22 protein-coding genes are annotated in these 17,465 nt (G+C 37.5%); 9 read left to right on the top strand and 13 right to left on the bottom strand.

Going from position 1 to position 17,465, the window contains the following annotated elements; genetic code table 11:
- Position 1: 1 nt before the first annotated feature.
- From PP175_RS25870 to PP175_RS25890, 5 genes are all read right to left on the bottom strand, one after another.
- Complete coding sequence (locus tag PP175_RS25870; protein ID WP_272443992.1) at positions 2-370, bottom strand: hypothetical protein; 369 nt, start codon at positions 368-370, stop codon at positions 2-4.
- 36 nt (positions 371-406) lie between these two features.
- Positions 407-1,207, bottom strand: coding sequence for a hypothetical protein (locus PP175_RS25875; protein ID WP_272443993.1), 801 nt, complete (start codon positions 1,205-1,207; stop codon positions 407-409).
- 27 nt (positions 1,208-1,234) lie between these two features.
- Positions 1,235-1,567: a hypothetical protein gene (locus tag PP175_RS25880; protein WP_272443994.1), complete on the bottom strand. Its 333-nt coding sequence runs from the start codon at positions 1,565-1,567 to the stop codon at positions 1,235-1,237.
- 22 nt (positions 1,568-1,589) lie between these two features.
- Positions 1,590-3,197, bottom strand: a complete 1,608-nt coding sequence (locus tag PP175_RS25885) for a hypothetical protein (protein ID WP_272443995.1) — start codon at positions 3,195-3,197, stop codon at positions 1,590-1,592.
- 477 nt (positions 3,198-3,674) lie between these two features.
- Positions 3,675-4,139, bottom strand: coding sequence for a hypothetical protein (locus PP175_RS25890; protein WP_272443996.1), 465 nt, complete (start codon positions 4,137-4,139; stop codon positions 3,675-3,677).
- Between the two features lie 170 nt (positions 4,140-4,309).
- Between PP175_RS25890 and PP175_RS25895 the strand changes: the two genes are divergently transcribed.
- The gene (locus PP175_RS25895; RefSeq protein ID WP_272443997.1) at positions 4,310-5,332 is read left to right on the top strand and encodes a hypothetical protein; all 1,023 of its coding nucleotides are present in this window, start codon (positions 4,310-4,312) and stop codon (positions 5,330-5,332) included.
- A 63-nt stretch (positions 5,333-5,395) separates the two neighbouring features.
- Here PP175_RS25895 and PP175_RS25900 read toward each other — a convergent pair whose 3' ends face one another.
- The 6 genes from PP175_RS25900 to PP175_RS25925 form a co-directional block, all read right to left on the bottom strand.
- The gene (locus PP175_RS25900; RefSeq protein ID WP_272443998.1) at positions 5,396-5,800 is read right to left on the bottom strand and encodes a hypothetical protein; all 405 of its coding nucleotides are present in this window, start codon (positions 5,798-5,800) and stop codon (positions 5,396-5,398) included.
- A gap of 75 nt (positions 5,801-5,875) precedes the next feature.
- Complete coding sequence (locus tag PP175_RS25905; RefSeq protein WP_272443999.1) at positions 5,876-6,076, bottom strand: hypothetical protein; 201 nt, start codon at positions 6,074-6,076, stop codon at positions 5,876-5,878.
- A gap of 121 nt (positions 6,077-6,197) precedes the next feature.
- Positions 6,198-7,091 (bottom strand): hypothetical protein, encoded by an 894-nt coding sequence (locus tag PP175_RS25910; protein ID WP_272444000.1) that lies wholly within the window; start codon positions 7,089-7,091, stop codon positions 6,198-6,200.
- A gap of 599 nt (positions 7,092-7,690) precedes the next feature.
- Entirely contained in the window at positions 7,691-8,062 is a 372-nt protein-coding gene (locus PP175_RS25915; protein WP_272444001.1) for a hypothetical protein, read from the bottom strand.
- 62 nt (positions 8,063-8,124) lie between these two features.
- Positions 8,125-8,310 carry a hypothetical protein gene (locus tag PP175_RS25920; protein ID WP_272444002.1) on the bottom strand — a complete coding sequence of 62 codons (186 nt, stop codon included), beginning with the start codon at positions 8,308-8,310 and terminating at the stop codon, positions 8,125-8,127.
- A 133-nt stretch (positions 8,311-8,443) separates the two neighbouring features.
- Positions 8,444-9,589, bottom strand: coding sequence for a hypothetical protein (locus tag PP175_RS25925; protein WP_272444003.1), 1,146 nt, complete (start codon positions 9,587-9,589; stop codon positions 8,444-8,446).
- 218 nt (positions 9,590-9,807) lie between these two features.
- On the opposite strand from PP175_RS25925, the gene PP175_RS25930 reads away from it, so the two are divergent.
- From PP175_RS25930 to PP175_RS25945, 4 genes are all read left to right on the top strand, one after another.
- A complete protein-coding gene (locus PP175_RS25930; protein WP_272444004.1) occupies positions 9,808-10,470 on the top strand; it encodes a 6-carboxytetrahydropterin synthase in 663 nt (220 codons plus the stop codon).
- A 157-nt stretch (positions 10,471-10,627) separates the two neighbouring features.
- On the top strand, positions 10,628-11,278 hold the full coding sequence (locus PP175_RS25935; protein ID WP_272444005.1) for a hypothetical protein: 651 nt from the start codon (positions 10,628-10,630) through the stop codon (positions 11,276-11,278).
- A gap of 4 nt (positions 11,279-11,282) precedes the next feature.
- Positions 11,283-11,864: an exosortase family protein XrtG gene (gene xrtG / locus PP175_RS25940; RefSeq protein ID WP_272444006.1), complete on the top strand. Its 582-nt coding sequence runs from the start codon at positions 11,283-11,285 to the stop codon at positions 11,862-11,864.
- Positions 11,857-13,179 carry a TIGR03111 family XrtG-associated glycosyltransferase gene (locus tag PP175_RS25945; protein ID WP_272444007.1) on the top strand — a complete coding sequence of 441 codons (1,323 nt, stop codon included), beginning with the start codon at positions 11,857-11,859 and terminating at the stop codon, positions 13,177-13,179. Before xrtG ends, PP175_RS25945 begins: the two co-directional genes overlap by 8 nt.
- 93 nt (positions 13,180-13,272) lie before the next feature.
- Here the strand turns inward: PP175_RS25945 and PP175_RS25950 are convergent, their stop codons facing one another.
- Positions 13,273-13,824 carry a hypothetical protein gene (locus tag PP175_RS25950; RefSeq protein WP_272444008.1) on the bottom strand — a complete coding sequence of 184 codons (552 nt, stop codon included), beginning with the start codon at positions 13,822-13,824 and terminating at the stop codon, positions 13,273-13,275.
- 195 nt (positions 13,825-14,019) lie between these two features.
- Between PP175_RS25950 and PP175_RS25955 the strand changes: the two genes are divergently transcribed.
- Positions 14,020-15,066 carry a hypothetical protein gene (locus tag PP175_RS25955; RefSeq protein ID WP_272444009.1) on the top strand — a complete coding sequence of 349 codons (1,047 nt, stop codon included), beginning with the start codon at positions 14,020-14,022 and terminating at the stop codon, positions 15,064-15,066.
- A gap of 51 nt (positions 15,067-15,117) precedes the next feature.
- Here PP175_RS25955 and PP175_RS25960 read toward each other — a convergent pair whose 3' ends face one another.
- Entirely contained in the window at positions 15,118-15,519 is a 402-nt protein-coding gene (locus PP175_RS25960; protein WP_272444010.1) for a hypothetical protein, read from the bottom strand.
- 236 nt (positions 15,520-15,755) lie between these two features.
- Between PP175_RS25960 and PP175_RS25965 the strand changes: the two genes are divergently transcribed.
- The 3 genes from PP175_RS25965 to PP175_RS25975 all read left to right on the top strand — a co-directional run bounded on the left by PP175_RS25965 (position 15,756) and on the right by PP175_RS25975 (position 17,389).
- Positions 15,756-16,292 carry a hypothetical protein gene (locus PP175_RS25965; protein ID WP_272444011.1) on the top strand — a complete coding sequence of 179 codons (537 nt, stop codon included), beginning with the start codon at positions 15,756-15,758 and terminating at the stop codon, positions 16,290-16,292.
- Between the two features lie 249 nt (positions 16,293-16,541).
- A complete protein-coding gene (locus PP175_RS25970; protein ID WP_272444012.1) occupies positions 16,542-17,018 on the top strand; it encodes a flagellar basal body-associated FliL family protein in 477 nt (158 codons plus the stop codon).
- A gap of 185 nt (positions 17,019-17,203) precedes the next feature.
- A complete protein-coding gene (locus PP175_RS25975) occupies positions 17,204-17,389 on the top strand; it encodes a hypothetical protein (protein ID WP_272444013.1) in 186 nt (61 codons plus the stop codon).
- The last annotated feature ends 76 nt before the right edge of the window (positions 17,390-17,465 follow it).

Consider the following 17,465-nt stretch of genomic DNA (forward strand, 5'->3'; position numbering starts at 1 on the left):
CTTATTCCCTAATAAAAATACACGATTCCTGAATCAATAATCGTAGTGAATTATCTTTTATTTGTTGTATATCATCTTGTGTTTTCACTTGTAACACGATGATGTTCTTTTTTATTTTCCCTGTAGAAAGTAAAGAAAAAAGATGGTCAATGGGATTTTCGCCTTGTTCCTCATTTTCTTCTTCCCAAGCTAAGATTTGTTCAATATGCAGAAGTTGAAACTGATAATCTGTGGTAACCTGTATTCCTGTCTGGTTTTGATACCGTTCAGCGATTCTACCCAATACTTTGCTTCTCTCTTGTTTATCGGTTCCACTAAATTGATGTACGGGTAGATTGGTTAAAATATGCTTGAATCCTGTTTCGCTCATAGCAAAGCTCCTTCTATTTCATAAGTTTAATACTTGTTAGCTGTCTATCTTTGTTACATCCAATACCGCTTCAGGATGAATAAGTATTTCCTGCTCATTGCGGTCGTCAATGTAATCAATGACATCATCAATATGTACCTTTCCCTGGTATACCATGCCGTTTGTATCAAAACGATTGGCAAAGAAATTCGCTACTTTTTGATTGGTTGTCCAACTGTAGGCATCTCTATAGGGAGTTGAACGGCTTCCTTCTCCACGAAATACTGTGATAAACCCATCGCTGTCTGATTTTAACTTCCGTTTAAAACTCTTATCTGGATTTAACTCTAAAACGTCTTCTAAAATGTTTCGGTCTATCAAATCAAAACCATACTCCATCCTTACATACAGTTCTTTAAATACCTCATATTTTTTGTCGAGTGGAATTTCTTCATACAAATCATGAAAGACAGACAAGGCAAAACGCTTTTCTGCTAAAACCAAAATTTTATCATAATCCCCTTCTGCTAATAATTGGGGTATCTGTTGTCTGCGTTCGGCTATTGTCTCTTTAATCCGATAAAATTCAAGTGTATGTTGGTCGAGATTCATCATTTCTACATATATCAAGTCTTCATGATAGACATACGGGAACAGCAGATTCGTTGAAAGAAGAAGGTTGTCGGGAGAAACCTGCAGGTATTCCATTGTCCTCACCATTTGACCGTTAGAAGGAACCGCATATTTGCCACTTTCCTCAATCATTGCCCTGATTTTCTTATCTTCTAAGAATCTAAAAGGTAGAACCATATTCTGCTCAATAAATTGTTTCACCATCTCATGTAAGACACTATCCATGCTTATACACCCTCTCTATTCACACCGCTATTGCTTTACTTGAGTTTGAATCTCAAACTCGATGCCGAACGTCTGTTGAGACGGACTTGGTGACTTTTGTATGACTTTGAATCCTGTAAAGGAACAGATGTCGTTATCCGCAAAGATGGTAGCAAACACATCGCAAATTTCTAAGGATAAACCCGCAAGAATTTCGAACTCGTCATGAGCCATGTTGATAGTGTGGTTATCCAGTGTAAAGTGTCGTTGTATCGTTACATAATCTCTTTCATCCTGAGCTTGTTGTTCTGAAACCAACATAGAAGGAAAACTATCTTGAAGGTAGGTTTGTAAGTTTTGTTCCAAACTTGATATATTCATGTTATTTCCCTCCTTTTTGAATTTATAATGATAAACCGCATTTGCTACTTGGTGAAATCTTTTCATACATGTTTTTCACGCTTACCCGAATATTATTATTGGCATTAAGGTAAAACAGATTGGTGTCATTCTTACTCATTTGGTTCATAACTTTTTCGTAAAACTTATGAGAAAATATTGCTGTGTTAATAAATACAGCATCCACACTATCAAGCGTTTTCAAATCTGTACGAATAGCATCGGGATGGATAACGATAAAGGATGGTAAGGTTTCTTTGATTTTGTTCTGCCAATTCGGATGTCCTCCGATAATGACGACTTTGTGCTGTTGTAGCTTATCCACCATACCCTCTAAATCGATAGCCTGACTCTCCTCTTCTTGATTCTCCTGTTCCAAGGAATAAATATAATCACAAAGCGCATGTACCTCCTTGCTTTTGTCCTCCATCTGCTCTTTTTCAGCTTTTAGCGACGCATTTTCTTTCTGCAGACGCTTTAACTCTTCCCATAGCTTGTTGTTTTCATCCTTCAATTTCGCTTCGTTTGCCTTCATTTCTTCTTGCTGGCTTTTTATTCTCTCTTCTTTCACAGCCAATTCTTTTTCATATTCACGCAGTTCATAATAAAAGTCATCCTGTAATTGATTAAAGTAAATGCCTTTCGCTCGGTTGTATTCACCCGCTAGAGCTTTCATAAAGAAACAAGCGATGACGAAGTTATCAAGGTCTTCTTCTCCCATTTGGTTGCCTTCTTGTCCGTTAATCGCCTCAAACATAATTTGTTCAAGGTCTTCTGGTGTAAGAACATTCGAAGAGGTTAAATCCATTTCGTTAATCCCCAACACCTTTAACCATCCAGAATAAGCTCCAATGTACTTCGATATCCCTTGATTAAAGACTTTTGTTCGTACCTCTTCGTATTCTTCTTTAGTTAATCCTTTAAGAGAATTGATTTTTTTGGTTTCCTCATTAATTATCCCGTCAAATAGAATATCAAGTGGAATGGTTCGGTTTTTCTTCGCAATAAAATAACGTTCATACAAATTATCCATACGTTCTCGGTTCTTATTGAAGTTCTCTTCGGTAAAATACATCTGTTTTACAAGCAAATCCTCTGTGTACCGAATAAAGAGGCTTTGAAAGTACTGACCGTATTCGGTTTGCATATCGATATGTACGCCTTCTCTTTGACAAAGATACAACAAAACAACATTGTGGAAGAACAAATCGCTTTCGCTTGTTTTATCTTCCCCGCCCATTTTTCGTTGGAACGCCATTGAAAAATCGTCGATTCGAACACGCTGTCTATTCTTAATAAAATTCCAACAGAATTTGTATCCCTTTTTAATCAACTTATATATCAGGTCAAAATCATTATGGTTGTAGCACCATTCGACAATGCCAGCCACTTTCTTCATCCGCACTTCTTTATCTATGGTATAACGTGTAAAGGTGACATCATCATAGAAGCCACTATTTTTATAGGTTTCATAATAATCCAGTTTGTTTGCTTCATAGATGGTATCAATTTCTTCATGGAGGAACGTTCTTGCCCCTAATGCAACAATTAAATAGAGTCGTATGTTTATCGTAAACGGTTCAGACTTATTTGTCGTATGCGGTTTATACATATCAAAAAACTCCTTTAAGATAAGGATGTATTAGTCTTCACAATCGTTATTGTTTCATTGGTTCGGAATACTTGTTTTCAAGCCAATTAAGTTCGATATCTACAAGGTGTTTCTTCCATATTCAATGTGTGATTTAGGCTGATTGCATAATTTCATTTTATCTGTAATTAATTTTTATGTCAATTATTTTTTACCAATTACTTCTTTAGATATCGAGACAATATATACATTTTGCTAAAAAAAAACCACACAGCGAAAATCCAATTGGCTGTGTGGTTTATCAAAACGTCAATTCATTTATTAGAAAGGTTTGTTAGGATACCATACTTGTAGATACAACGCATGGTCGTAATCATTATAAGACGCCTTCACTGTTCTTCCGTTTGCTGTGAACGTGTCTGGAATGTTATTGTTTTGCAGTTCCTTGTCCACTTATTTTTGGATGATTAATTTTCCTTCTCTTAAAGAATTGCTTGATTACGCCAATGAATCTTCAGCAACTTGTTTTAACTGTTCTAAGGTGTGCCTATACGTTTCTTTTGTGGTTCCAAGCGGAAAGAAAATACAAAGTTCATGTCGTTCGGCAAAACCTGTTTCATCCCCTACCATCACCACAATGCCTTGTTCTACTTCTTTCGAAAGGATTTCTGCCTTACGCTTTAGTTTGGCTAACACTTCGTCGCTTTTCAAGTTTCGTTCAATAGCAAAATCTCTGTCAATCTCAAATTTCTGTTTGTCATGAGAATATTCTTCGTCATAGAGATAACCAAACTGGTCATCGAGTGTCACCAGATACCCCTCTTCCTCTTTACCGAATCCCTCTCGGTTTATCCATTCTTCTGCCTCTTGCATACCCTCTGGTGGTGTTTTAACATGGTCGAAATATTCATCACATCGATTTTTGATAAAGAATAACTTTGCTCCGTTCATATTGGTGTACATCAACTAGCCCTCCCATTCGTGTTTAGGTGTATTTCTTATTCGCATTACCATTATATTCTTTTACATTAATATTGTAAATTATTTTTTACATAAGATTTATTGTATTTTTTACCCATATAATCGTGTTATAATACTAACAGTATGACGGACAACATAGGAGGATGGAGATAGTGGAAAATCGTTATCGAATTGAAGACGAGTTTGCCATTCTTGAAGTGCCGTACAAAGGGAACATGGTAGAGATTCAAATTGACAAAGAAGACATCGGGAAAGTTTCTTCGATTTCAGGACGGTGGATTTTGCTAAAAAAAACGCCTGCTATCTTTTATATTGTGTGCAATCAAGACAAGACTATTTCTTTACACAAATTATTGGTTGGAGCTACCAAAGAGGATAGCGTCTACTTCAAGGAAAAGACGTATACCAATCTATCAAAATCAAATCTAATGATAAACACCTATGAGACGGATGAAGCCTTTCGACAAAAACGAAAAGAAGCGTACCAGAACATGTCCGCGCAAGGAAAAGTGAATCTCCTTCGAGGCATACGGGATAATCGCTATTCAAAAGAATGGTCAACCAAGCTCTCGGATAAAAAGAAGGGGAAACAAAATGCTTCATCAAAGCTTAACGAAAAAATCGTACGGAGAATCCGTGAAGAATATTCGTTGCACCAGGTTACACAACAAACGTTGGCAGAATACTATAAGGTAGGGCGTACAACAATCGGGGATATAGTCAACTACAGAACTTGGGCTGAAATTGGAGAAGACCCGAAAAAGAATTATCGTATTTATGTTGAAAATCAAATCATAGACTTAGACTTAAGGGAAACACCGATTCAGGAGTATCTTTTTACCAATAAAGATATTCTTCAACAGGATGTTGTCCTTCATGTAACCGCTACCCACTCCGAAGAATATATCTTTATACAAAAAATCGGGAAAATAAAGTTGTATGTAGAAGTGCGGGATAAAAACAAAGGATTTGTCCACAGTTTTGAGATTGTATTCCCTGAGTTTCTTACACCTATGAACATTCATAATTATGTCATTACCCATCGAAAACCTACACGCTATATGCATCGACATGATATTCACTATTATATGTGCATTATTTCTACTTTCTTATTCGGGCAATCCGTGGCACAAGAAAAGACCCTCGAAAAATCAGGGTCTCTTTGTACTCCTTAATATTAAAAACGTATTTCATAAGTCCTAAGTCTGAATCAAACGCTATACGGTATTGACATAGAACTAGCCGTTCCATCCTTGTCTACGTAATTTTTCTAACCAATCATGGTGTTTTCTCATACCCTCAAAATACGTGGGACCTTTCATGAAATCTAAACACTCCTTTTCGAAGGTACGCTGGTTTCTCGCCTTCGATTTAAAGGATAAATTTTTTACCCACTGCCCTTCACTTACGATTCGGACATCTCCGTTTTCTTGCAAATGAAACTGTATCCCGCCTACCAAGTGAAACGGAATGATGCGTGAATCCGTATCTTCTTCCACCCTTTCAACTTTAGAAACCACTTGCGGTTTTTCATCCTTTAATACAGATTTACGTTGTTTTTCGATTTCTTCATTTCTTTGTTTGTATTTTTTGTAGGCTCTCCAAACAAACCAGATAACCAGAACCAATACAATGAGTTTCATCCTCTTTCCTCCTTACCGCTTCGAACAAAAACACCCAGGCATATTGCTAATATTTACACAGATAGTCATCCAATCTTATAACTTTTTCCCACACATTGGACAGTAATGAACTTTTATCCTCAAATCACTAAAAGTCCCACAAATATTCAAACTAAATTGTTCATATTCAACATCATCAAGAATAAAAGCCTCATAATGTTGTTTGGTTCCATCTGTTTTTACTTCCAACGGTAGATTTTCACCTGTAGCTTCGCTTAAATCACAGTATTTACACATGCTTACACGCCTCCTTTAAAAAAATCTAATCCGTAGTTGATATGTATCTATATTACCTTCTCGTATCGTTTATAGTCAACAATAACACCCCGTTGTATGAGGTGTTATTGTTTGTCCTTTACTATACGGTTGTTTTTGTTTTTTGACTATTATCATTTGTATCACTCGCAACGTGTTGTTTGAGTGGTTTCATGACATCTTCCGTACTAATCAATGGATTGATAAGGCTTAGTAGTCTCTTTTGTTCACCGAGTAATTTTTCCTTGCCTTCTGGTGAACGCAACCAACTTTGTACCGCCATAAATTTTTCAAAACCCTCTTCGTTCTTTTCAATTTTTAACTCCTTCCATTTTTTCTCCATCAAAATTTGATTTGCCTGTTCAATTACCCGTTTTTTCAAAGGGGGGATATGCTCCACAATTTTTTCCTTGTGAAGTTGTTGAATAACAGGGATATGATTCACAATGTCGATTACCATACCGTTTAATGAAAGGTGACCCAATCCAGGTAGGGCGACATCCCAATCTTGTTTTCGCTTCTCCCATTGTCTTTTCGTAATCGTTTCAGGTCTGTTTGTCTGGTTTTGATAATGATAGTCGCTAATCAGCTCAAGAGCTTCCCACGCTTTGCGGTACTCCTGATGCTGGCATAGAAACACCGCCAAAAGTTTTCTCTTCATAGGGTATACAACCATACGACAATCAAAATTGGCATCCAAATCAAAGGTTTCGCCTGCTTTAAACTTTCTGTGTTCTCGATGTAAATCACAATAGGCTTCTGAAACCACCGCACAGTCCATATCAACTTGTTTTTCCCCATACTTATCTTTTACTGCCTGTTCTCCCTGTAGTGTAACCGTATCTATCATGTCGGTGATTCGCTCTGCTACGAGACGTTCACATATTTCAACAGCCACTTCTTGCATTTTGGTTCGTAACTCCATCGAAAATGCCTGTAGTTCATCTAACGAAAGTTTTCTTTTGAAAATATAGCCATCTGTTATGACGGTACTCATGTTCGTCCACCTTTCTTAGGATAAGCCCTGTTATATCTAGCTCTGCCACCTTGTTCTTTGGTTCTCCTATATTATAGAAATCCGAAAAAAAATAAATGAATCGAAGAATGATAAGCGGTTAATTTACCGTATAATGAGTGAGAAAGAACGGATAATGTGCATCCTTCGTTATCGAATATTTAGCACTTCCGTAAGTAGAATATAAGAAGTTTCATAAGTCAGGTTTTATATAAAACGTTCATCAGGCAGAATCATTAATGAATCTCCCACCACTTAGCAAAGCTTGAAGTGTGGGTTTCTTCTCTTTCAAGTCAAGAAGTTCCTGAAAGACCATTCGGTCTTTTGCTTTCACGAAGAAAGAGAATCTTCTCGTCTCTATAAGAAGCAACATCTCTCGATGGGTGGATTCGCACCTTCTACTACTCCCCGACTATGCGGGTCGTAGATACTTTGGAATCCCTTTTAATTAACATGTAACGTTCTAATTAAAACAAAAGCGAGATTTCCCACCTCTTGGGTTAGGTCTCGCTTTTTACATAGTAGTTCCTGTTAGATATCAAATGGTTTGTTCATTTGCGATTATCCGCTAACAGTCAAAATCAAACCTGTAACGTTTTGGGGTAGTCATCAACCCATTTTTCATATTCATAGTTTCTTGAAGCCTCTAATCCATCATTAGAATCCCAAAACTTTAATTGGCTTAATAGGTAATCCATTTGCCCATCATTCGTTGGAAGCGGTAAAATTAACGGGCATTTGCTCCATTTATCAAAACAATCGACATGGTCAATCGCAATCTTCCCATTAAGGTACGAGTAAGAAGCTCCTACACTATTTGGGTCATGCGGAGAACAAAATCCACCGATTACGTTCTGCCCTGTTACCGTTACAAAATCGTACAAGTCACCAATTTCCAGTTCGATGGTATAGCCCGCTTGTTTGAGCCTTTCGATAATCGTTTTTATGTTCATATCTTAGCTAACCTCCTGCTGTAAGTAATAAACCTTAACTCAATTTTCTATGATTATTTGACTTATATGGCATCGTAGATATTTCTTATTTCTACGCATAATTGAAAGGCTTTCTGTAATTTTTCTTGGGCTAATGAATGTGCGTCCGTATCCCTATCATTCTCATGCAAACTTTTTGCATGACCGACAAGTTTCTGTATTTCATTCACTTTTTCCAGGATGATTTTTGTGTTACCCCTTGCTTTCATACTTTCACCTCTTTTGCATCCAAATTTACCTTCATTGCCACGATATTCTGTATTTATTCCACCCTACCTCACACATTTCTCTTTCGTTTAGCACCTCTTAGAGATTGTTTAAATTGAACAAGAAGAAGGCTAATTATAACTTGATGTCTTTCCAATCAACTTTTTGCATAACCTTCTTTTCTTTTGGTACATATTTGTACCCCATGCCTTCGTACGTTCTCTTTTTGATATCCTCACGAAGATGGTCTCGCACATAATTAACGATAAATCCATCTACCTTCATGTTAATGATTTTCACAAAATCCTTTTGCAAATTCGGGTCAGCAAAATAATTCGTTAAGATGCTTCGGTCAAACCGTTTACGTTTTTCAATTCCCTTACTAAGCTCTAACCTTCGTATTTGACCAAGCAAGGACACAAAGACTTCCAAGATACGATAAAGATTTGCCCCATATTTTCTATCCGTTGTCTCGTACTGCTCAACTTGCCCCTTTTTCTTCACTTGGAAAGTTGGTTGACTCGTCAATATTTCGTAAATGGCTTTTACATCATCATGGAACCACTCGTTATTCCATAAGGTTTTATACGTTCCTTTAGCACTCCCCGCTACTATCCGATAGGATTCTAAATCATTGCCTTTTGTATAAATATTTAACGCATGAAACATGCTGTACTCTGGAAGAGCCATCTTTGTCGCAAACAACAGCCGATACCGATGATACAAACCAAGTTGAAAACCTCTGTCCATATATTTGCGAGTTCCTTCGTTATCGACAAACTTCCATGAATTATAAATCATCATGGCGTTAATCCATTCTCTATCATTGAGTGGTGGATAAACCTTCACGAGAATATCGATGTCAGGGACTTCATCATTACAAAACATCCTCTTAAACCCATCTAAAAGTTCTAATTTCGAATCATGATTTTCAAATTTACCGTCACAGGAAGCGGCAATAGGCATCAATTCATAGCCAAAGGAAATCCCTTTCTTTGTCATCCCGTCCATTTCGGTCTGATTTTGCTTGATTTCCTTCACAATGCTTCTGGCTTCTTTCACAAGCAAATCGTCCGAATTAACTTTGATACCGTTCATCTTCCGTTGCTTAATCTTCATAATAGTTTCCGCAAGTTTGGAATCTGAGTTGAAGAGTTGTAGCACCATAGGTGAAAGATTGTATCCTACCTGTAAGCGCTGACTCATTTCTTTTGCATTCACTTTATATAATTTGTATTGTTTTTGAAGTTGGTGGTCAATCATGGTATGGAGGTATTGCATCGTCTGTCCCTCTTTTCTCTATGTATTGTCTGTTATTCCAATTTTATCACATACAAAATATGTTGTATATATCATTGTGTAATTTATTTTTTACATTTCAGACATACAGAAATTGAGATACAAGAGGTTGAACAAGGGTAAAACGTGTATTCGATTGACGCTAAAGCCCAGGCATTTTAAAATAGAATTAACAAAACGGAGAGGAAAGGAGGAGAAAATTGAGCAAGGAAAATCGATACAGACTCAAGTTCTACCTAAACGCCCGACATTTTCTAAATGAAAATGGAAAATCATCGGAGATTTCCCCTCATACCTGGGAGGTTGGCTTGTTTATTCTCAAACAGGATGAAGAGAAAACGTTTAGGGAAGTCGAAAAAAAAATAGAAGCCTTCTTTGACAACTTTGATAATCAACTGATTAACGACATTCCTCCTTTCAATCTGCTTAATCCCACAACCGAAAACATCGGTAAGGTCTTCTACAAGCAACTGTCAAATATTCTTAGTGAATATGGACGGGTACTTGAAACATTACAAATTAGCGAAAATCCCACACGAACCTATATCGTAAATGAATATGAAAGTTATTTTCATGACTTACGAAAACAAGTCGAGGCAGATATAGAACGATATAAAATCAATCAAGACAAACAGGAAGAGTTGACTCCCCCACTAACTTCCGAAAACAAAGATAAAAAAGGAGTTCCTCCCGCCTCAATCATCGAGAGCAAAAAGGAATTTGAGTATTCTTTATATGAAGATTCTCGCCAAACGAAGCGAGAAAGGATAAGACGAAAACGAAACAAGAAGGTTAAAATTGGAATTGGAGTTGCTACCGCCGTTACCATCGGTATTGTCGTGGCATCCAAAACATATCTATAAGGGCTATATCATTTAACAGGTTGCGAAAGCACACAACAGAACAAATCAGCAGGATAGAAAATCATTTCTTCCTTATTTGTTTTGCTCGCATTCCTAAATGATATAGCCCTTTTTGTTTTGCTTAAAATCACAAATATTTGAGGAGGAAATAGAAGATATGAAAAAATTCACAACGAAAATGGCAGGTGTTGCCTTCTTATTAACAAGTCTAAGCTTTACGAGTGTACAAGCGGATGTTACACAAGCCACTCAACAAGTAAATCAGCCAGAAACGGGAATTGGAGGGTTTATCCATCATCTGTTGGGCGGGATTTTAGATACACACGAAGATACCCCTTCCATCCAGGCTAAACCAACGCCTACTCCTTCCCTTTCCAATTGGGGAATGGATTCGAATAATCTGCACCTTTACTTTAAAGGGGAAGATAAAATCCCAACGAACTATCAAACTTCTCATAACATAGATACCGAATATGGACGCATGACGTTAGATTCCCAACGGCAAGGCAATCAAAATGAAGTCATTAATACATTAAAAGATGCCAACGGTAAGGTGGTCTATACCGAGCCTACAAAAGTAACGGATAGCAAAAGTTTTCAAGCAGACATCCCATTTGACCACATCACACATTCCGCTTCTTCTGGATTTGAGTTGAAAATCAAGGATTGTAATGATAAACAAACCCCTCCTGTTGTTATCTCCACAGCAAACACCGTTCCGAGCTTTACCGTTTACGGCATAGGGGTCGCTACCATTGGTGCTGGATTCATCCTTGCAAAACGACGTAAAAAAGGAGGCGTTTGCTAAATCCATGATGATAGTAACTCTCTTTGCCTTAGTTTTGTGGGGAGCCTTTACCTATGCGCTTCACAAACGGGGATTGAATTTTTTCACTTTTTTAATGGGGAGTATCGGAACCTTTCTTTTCACCGTTGCCCTTCTACGAGATGCGCTTTATAACGTATTTGTCAAAGTGCTCATGACGATTCTTTCTCTTATCGGAAACCTCACACATACATTTGAAAGTTATATCGGAGCCAATTCCATTACCGTTTTTCATAAAACGGATGCCCTCTCCTTTTTCATTAGTTACGAATGTTCGGGTGTCATTGAGTTTCTAGTTTTTGCTAGTCTTCTATTGTTTTTCCCCACCTATTCCCGAATCAAAAAGACAAAACTTCTCTTGATTGGCTTTTTCAGTATTCTTGGTAGTAACCTCTTGCGTTTGCTATTCATTATTTACACCGACAAAATTTTTGGTAATGGCTCTTTCTTCTTGAGCCATATGGTTATCGGTCGTTTAATCTATTTCGCTTTAATCATCGCCTTATACTACCTGGTATTTACAAAACCTCATGTTGAGTTAAGAAAGGAACGAACATCTCATGCTTAGTGAACTACTTGCAAAATCCATGCTTTGGGGAGGAGCCTTCCTCTTCCCCATCTCCATTGAATTTATTAAAAACAGTATCATGGTTCCTACCGTTTTATATAGTGCTATCAAATCTAAAAAAAGAGCTAAATCAACTGAAACACCGCTTATTTCTCTTTTAATCCCCGTATACAACTCCGCCAAAACATTAAAAATGTGTTTAGATTCGGTAGCCAATCAGACATATCCAGCCGATAAAATAGAAATCTTCTTGCTTAATAATGGACAAGATGATGGAAGTCATGAAATCTTCCAGTCATTTCATAACGAGCACCCTGAACTAAACATGTGGTGGCTTGACACCAAAGCTGGAAAATCCAAAGCCTTAAACAAAGGTATCTTTTTAAGTAAAGGCAAGTACATCATTAATATCGATAGTGACGGATGGTTAGACAAGGAAGCGTTATCTAATGTCGTTTCTCGTTTTGAAACCTCCCCTGATATCAGTTGTATGACAGGGGTTGTCCTTACTGACCCGCACCTCATTGAACAAACGAAGAGCAAATCACTCAAACGTCTGCAGAAATGTGAGTTCTTTGAATACATCGAGTCCTTTTTAGTCGGGCGTAATTTTCAGTCCACAACCAACAACCTCTATACATTAGCAGGAGCCTTTTCCTGCTTTAGAAGAGAGGTGATTGGTAAAACGAGTTTGTACAATTTTGATACACTTGGTGAGGATACACACATGACGTTGCAGGTAAGAAATCAGGAAAAAGGTAAAATCGCCTTATGTGAAAATGCATTTATCTATGTAGACCCGATTGAGAGTTTGGACAAGCTGTATATGCAACGACAAAGATGGCAACGTTCCGTAATTGAAATGGCACAAATGTTTAAAGAGTATCACACAGGAGGCATCGTTGACCTGTTTAAAAAACCGTTAATGCGCCTATTCATCCTCGACCACACCTTACTCCTCCTTCGTGCCATATGGGTAAGCACACTGGTGTATTTCCTCACCATCAACTATCCGATTCCATACCTCGTAGCAGGATTGGCGATGCTGTATGCCATCTACATTGGAAACAGCCTTTTGTATCAACGAATGGCCCTCTTATTTATCGACAAATCCTCTCCGATTCGTTCCTATATCAAGAAAAACCAGTATGTCTCCTTTGGGATGATGTCCTATCGTTTCTTGTTGTTTCTCACACGTTTGGCAGGGATTGTAAACAGCCTCACCTCAGAAGCAAAATGGTATGCGAAACCATTAAGCCAAGAGTTTAATGAAGTAAAAGCCATGTTTTCCTTTAAAAAATTACGCAAAAATTGAGTAGCAGGGTTCTATCCCTTGCTACTTTTTTATTTTGGACAGAAGATTCTCTCCCTCTTTATAATCAGGCAAAAGAAAAACCACCAGAGGTGGTCATCTTAAGTCGTTGGACTTATTACTTAACTTCTTTTTATTTTTAAATGCGGTGCTCAAAATCAAATTAATAACCCATACCCAAATTGCCGCTGACGCATATTTTGAAACATCAGGAGCGTTTGTACCTACATGATAGACAGCTATTAACATTAAAACGCTGTATAGATAAGTTAGAGCCGATTTCAGTATTGTAGATTTCGTTTTTTCGGCAATACTCATTTTTTCCATAATAGTCAGTGCAACGCCACCGTATATCCACATAATCAATTGAATTCCGATAATAACCAATGAAAGCGTATAAGAACGAATGGACACATCCACAAAAATCAAAATGTCGTATAGTGTGACGAGAACAGACGTAGGAATCATCAATCCAAAGCTCGCCTTTATTCGCTTGTAAACTACTTTAATGTTTTCGATAGATTCACCTTCTATCTTTTCAGGGTGCTTTAGAGAATATCCCATACGTACGAATATAAAGGAAGTTATGAATAGCGTAATCATCATGAGTACCAATGAGAGAATAGCGGATAAAACCAACCAAACCATAATTTTTTCACCTCCTGTATTTTCTCTTACTTTTGATAAAGATTACTCCACAATCATAGTTATTTTGTTGACTTTAGTCAATTATTATTTGAATAAGCAAACAAGAAGTAAATCACCAAAACCATTTTTATTGACTATATGCTAAATCAAACGTATAATGTTTTATAGGAATTCGAACGGAAAGGAGTTGATACTGTGAGTGATAAATTGATGTATCTCAAAAACGTATTGGAGAGCATCGAGGAGTTAGAGGTTCGCCATAAAGACCTTAAACTGGCTAAAGAACAAATCAGCCTGAATGCGACAATCGATGTAGAAGGTGAAGTAAAAGTTGGGAACATGCGTATTCCATTAAATGAGCTAGGAAGAAACGTTCCGCCTGCCATTGCTTCTAATTTTAGAATGGTGTTGAATCAATATGTGGATTATCTTATTCAAGGAAATGCAGAGCACCAACAAAACCTACTAGCCAACATTCAAATTGCCCATCTAAATTCAAACGAAACGAACTATCAACAGATTCAAGCACCGATTGGCTGTGAAGACGTAAAAAAAAACTGGAGTAATGGACAGTTAACAGAAACCAAGTCTTTTTTGGAACAACGCCCACCCCTTTCTTTCTCTTATCCAGAGAAAACGGAACAAAAAGCGTTATCGGTCTCACTTCCTGTTGAGTTTTCCAGTCATGGTTTGATTCTCGAAACTAAAGAAGAGGAAGTTGTCCAACAAACGTCACCCCTTGTGTTATCAGAAGTCACCGCATCACCTGTACAAGAGAAGGAAGAAAATAAGCCTGTAGAAAGCGTTCCTCAATTCATAGAACCTTCATATGAAGAAGCGCAACCAATGGTTGAGAAAGACGATTCACCTCTTGTACTGAATGCGGAACAATTGACTTCCTCCCGCATCCTGGATAAAGAAAATTATCAGCAAGCATTACGCAAACTCATAGCCCAAGAGTTCTACAAATACAAAGAAGGCGACATCATCTTACCTGAAGAAATCCAGGAAAAAGTCCAGAAAAAGACTGGAAAAGGCATTACACTAGAAGAAATCAATGATTTAGCATGGAATTTAATTGCCCAAGATGTATTAATCGTGAAATATCGTACGCAATGTATGAATGGGCATTCATTGGTTACGGACTACATTGACCCACCTCTTCCGAAAAAAGTACATTGTTCCGTTTGCAAACATTCTATACGAGACATCGACATTTGCTTTTATAAGCTTCCAGAATAAAAGACCATTGAGGTAAAGCACTCCCCAATGGTCTTTTCATTTGCTTTTTCTTTAGTTGTCAAAGCTTTTCTCTACTCTTACGGGTTGACGAGCATAACCTGTTCTAGGATTATAAAAATCCGAATGAAGCAGGTATACGTCTCCTACCCGATTATAGAGGGTTTTAAATTCTAACGGTTTTAAATCCCTTCTAAGCAGTCTAAACAAATGAGATTCACATAAGTGGAATTCCGTATCTGAATCCTCATAGGAGATTCCTTTATCCCCACATATCTCACAATTCATGGGTTGGGTTTCACTCTTCTCCGCCTTTGCTTCTGGATTATCAAACAAATTATCCGCAAAGACAATCTGGTGATTCGTACAAAGAACCACTCGTTTTTCTCCGTTATCAATCCTTGCTAATACAAATTCATCATCAAATTTACAGCCATCAGCCATACATCCTGCCATAATAAGTTCCTCCGTTCCTCTGTTTCCGTATCAAGCCTTTTATCCATTCATTTTAACTTGAGACATGGACAAAGTAAATTCCATAATCTGCAGGCAAAAGGCATCCCATTGTTTGTATCCTAACAACATGAAGTCTCCATCCTCTCTTATATTTATATGGTAAAATATAATTTACATATTTATGTTTATATTGTATAATGTAAATAACATAAGATTTATCAAAGGAGCCAATACATATGGAAAAATCAGTGACAATTACCCTTTCCCCGATGACGTTCGTGGTTAAAGGAAAAACAAATGAAGAATTAGTAGAAAATGCGAAGCAAGCCATGTTAGAGCAACTTCAAAAACAGTTTCCTTCCATTGCCGTCTCTATCAACGACGCAAACGTCCTGACAGACGAGCAAGCTACACCTGGAACTATTGTAGCAACAAAAGAAGGTATCGGTATTATTACGGCTCTGAATGAAAAAACCATCAATGTTACATTGACTGCACACCGTATGGTACAAGGTGCGCCACAAGCATTTAAACTCTCCACCGCAACCTTTGAAGAGGCCCGTAGTAAACGTGCGGATTGGATGAAACCAAACTGGTCAGAAGGCGATACCGCTTATCTTAAAAACAAAGGCAATATCGAAGAGGTTGTGGTTGGCAAAAAATCAGGAAGTAAATTCAAAGTATACATCATCAACGGTGGAGGCGTACATTACACCCTTACCGAACAGCAGATGAATGCGATATTGCGTGATGAAAAACAACAATGGAAGTAGATAGAAGGGGGCGTTGCCCCCTTCTTCTTCTCTTACGGATGGAGGATGAAGATAGCGTTATTAACACTAATTCCTTGAACATCCAGAAGAAAGATGGGATTCCTACCTTATCGTTTGGTTATTTGACGGAGGTCTACTCCGTTCTTTTAATACGATATAAAACATGTTCGATTTTGTAAAAAATACTTTACAATTTAATTCAGTAACGATATAATTATTTTATAAACAACAGAAGGGAAGACTTAACAATTGGCAAAGACAGCAACCGCCCCAAAACAGAAAACAAAAAAACAACTGGTGATGAAAAGTATCATTGTGATACTTCTTATAATTCTTGTTGCCGCAGGAGTCGGTGTATATGCCCTCTTCACAAGTAGCGCACATGCGGCAAAAGGCAAATCCCCTTTTGCTGGTATGTTTGCGAAAGCACCTGAACAGGATAAACTTTTCCCGCTCTCTACCTTTACCATAGAGCTTGCAGACCAAAGTTACGCATCCATTTCGATGAATATTGGTTATACAGGAAGTGCGGATGCCGAATTAAAAAACAATACGTCTATCATTCGGGACAAAATTATTTCAGAAGTCATGAAGTTGCAACAAGCAGATTTTACAGCTAAAAACCTGGATAGCACAAAAACTCGTATCATTAAAGCCATTAAACCATTGGTTAAGTCAGGTTCGATTAACCATATTTATATGGACAATTTAGCCGTACAACAGTAAAGAACTGAACAGCCTTAAAAGACGTTGCGCATGGATGTGTGAACGTCTTTTTTATTGTTCAAGTATAAATGCGTTGGATAGAGTGAGTTGTGAAAGGTTCGCCACTCTCTCTTTTTTAATTTTGATAGATAGACAATAGAATATAAATTGATTCACAAATCAAAAAAGTGAGGTGAAATAAAAGGATGAAAAACCTGGGCATTGCCATCTTAATTCCAAGTAGCTTTCTCTTATGTGTACATGTCATGAGTTTTAATCAAAGTATCCTGCGAGATGTATTTTGCATCGGATATTTTATCGGTTTAGCCCTTATCTTTGGTGGGCATTTAGGAGAAAAAATGATGGGGCAAAAATCCAATGATATTGAATAAAAAGGAACCTTCCTGATGAAATAAACACTCCCCCTGCCCTTCCCATAAATTCAGAGTGAAAAAGAAAAAGAGATTG

This window comes from Aneurinibacillus sp. Ricciae_BoGa-3 (assembly GCF_028421645.1).
GTDB lineage: Bacteria > Bacillota > Bacilli > Aneurinibacillales > Aneurinibacillaceae > Aneurinibacillus_B.

What these genes read in the sequence shown, in the direction of transcription:
- PP175_RS25870 (WP_272443992.1), bottom strand. Translation starts at nt 370, where the DNA reads ATGAGCGAAACAGGATTCAAGCATATTTTAACCAATCTACCCGTACAT.
- PP175_RS25875 (WP_272443993.1), bottom strand. Translation starts at nt 1,207, where the DNA reads ATGGATAGTGTCTTACATGAGATGGTGAAACAATTTATTGAGCAGAAT.
- PP175_RS25880 (WP_272443994.1), bottom strand. Translation starts at nt 1,567, where the DNA reads ATGAATATATCAAGTTTGGAACAAAACTTACAAACCTACCTTCAAGAT.
- PP175_RS25885 (WP_272443995.1), bottom strand. Translation starts at nt 3,197, where the DNA reads ATGTATAAACCGCATACGACAAATAAGTCTGAACCGTTTACGATAAAC.
- PP175_RS25890 (WP_272443996.1), bottom strand. Translation starts at nt 4,139, where the DNA reads ATGTACACCAATATGAACGGAGCAAAGTTATTCTTTATCAAAAATCGA.
- PP175_RS25900 (WP_272443998.1), bottom strand. Translation starts at nt 5,800, where the DNA reads ATGAAACTCATTGTATTGGTTCTGGTTATCTGGTTTGTTTGGAGAGCC.
- PP175_RS25905 (WP_272443999.1), bottom strand. Translation starts at nt 6,076, where the DNA reads ATGTGTAAATACTGTGATTTAAGCGAAGCTACAGGTGAAAATCTACCG.
- PP175_RS25910 (WP_272444000.1), bottom strand. Translation starts at nt 7,091, where the DNA reads ATGAGTACCGTCATAACAGATGGCTATATTTTCAAAAGAAAACTTTCG.
- PP175_RS25915 (WP_272444001.1), bottom strand. Translation starts at nt 8,062, where the DNA reads ATGAACATAAAAACGATTATCGAAAGGCTCAAACAAGCGGGCTATACC.
- PP175_RS25920 (WP_272444002.1), bottom strand. Translation starts at nt 8,310, where the DNA reads ATGAAAGCAAGGGGTAACACAAAAATCATCCTGGAAAAAGTGAATGAA.
- PP175_RS25925 (WP_272444003.1), bottom strand. Translation starts at nt 9,589, where the DNA reads ATGCAATACCTCCATACCATGATTGACCACCAACTTCAAAAACAATAC.
- PP175_RS25935 (WP_272444005.1), top strand. Translation starts at nt 10,628, where the DNA reads ATGAAAAAATTCACAACGAAAATGGCAGGTGTTGCCTTCTTATTAACA.
- xrtG (WP_272444006.1), top strand. Translation starts at nt 11,283, where the DNA reads ATGATGATAGTAACTCTCTTTGCCTTAGTTTTGTGGGGAGCCTTTACC.
- PP175_RS25945 (WP_272444007.1), top strand. Translation starts at nt 11,857, where the DNA reads ATGCTTAGTGAACTACTTGCAAAATCCATGCTTTGGGGAGGAGCCTTC.
- PP175_RS25950 (WP_272444008.1), bottom strand. Translation starts at nt 13,824, where the DNA reads ATGGTTTGGTTGGTTTTATCCGCTATTCTCTCATTGGTACTCATGATG.
- PP175_RS25960 (WP_272444010.1), bottom strand. Translation starts at nt 15,519, where the DNA reads ATGGCAGGATGTATGGCTGATGGCTGTAAATTTGATGATGAATTTGTA.
- PP175_RS25965 (WP_272444011.1), top strand. Translation starts at nt 15,756, where the DNA reads ATGGAAAAATCAGTGACAATTACCCTTTCCCCGATGACGTTCGTGGTT.
- PP175_RS25975 (WP_272444013.1), top strand. Translation starts at nt 17,204, where the DNA reads ATGAAAAACCTGGGCATTGCCATCTTAATTCCAAGTAGCTTTCTCTTA.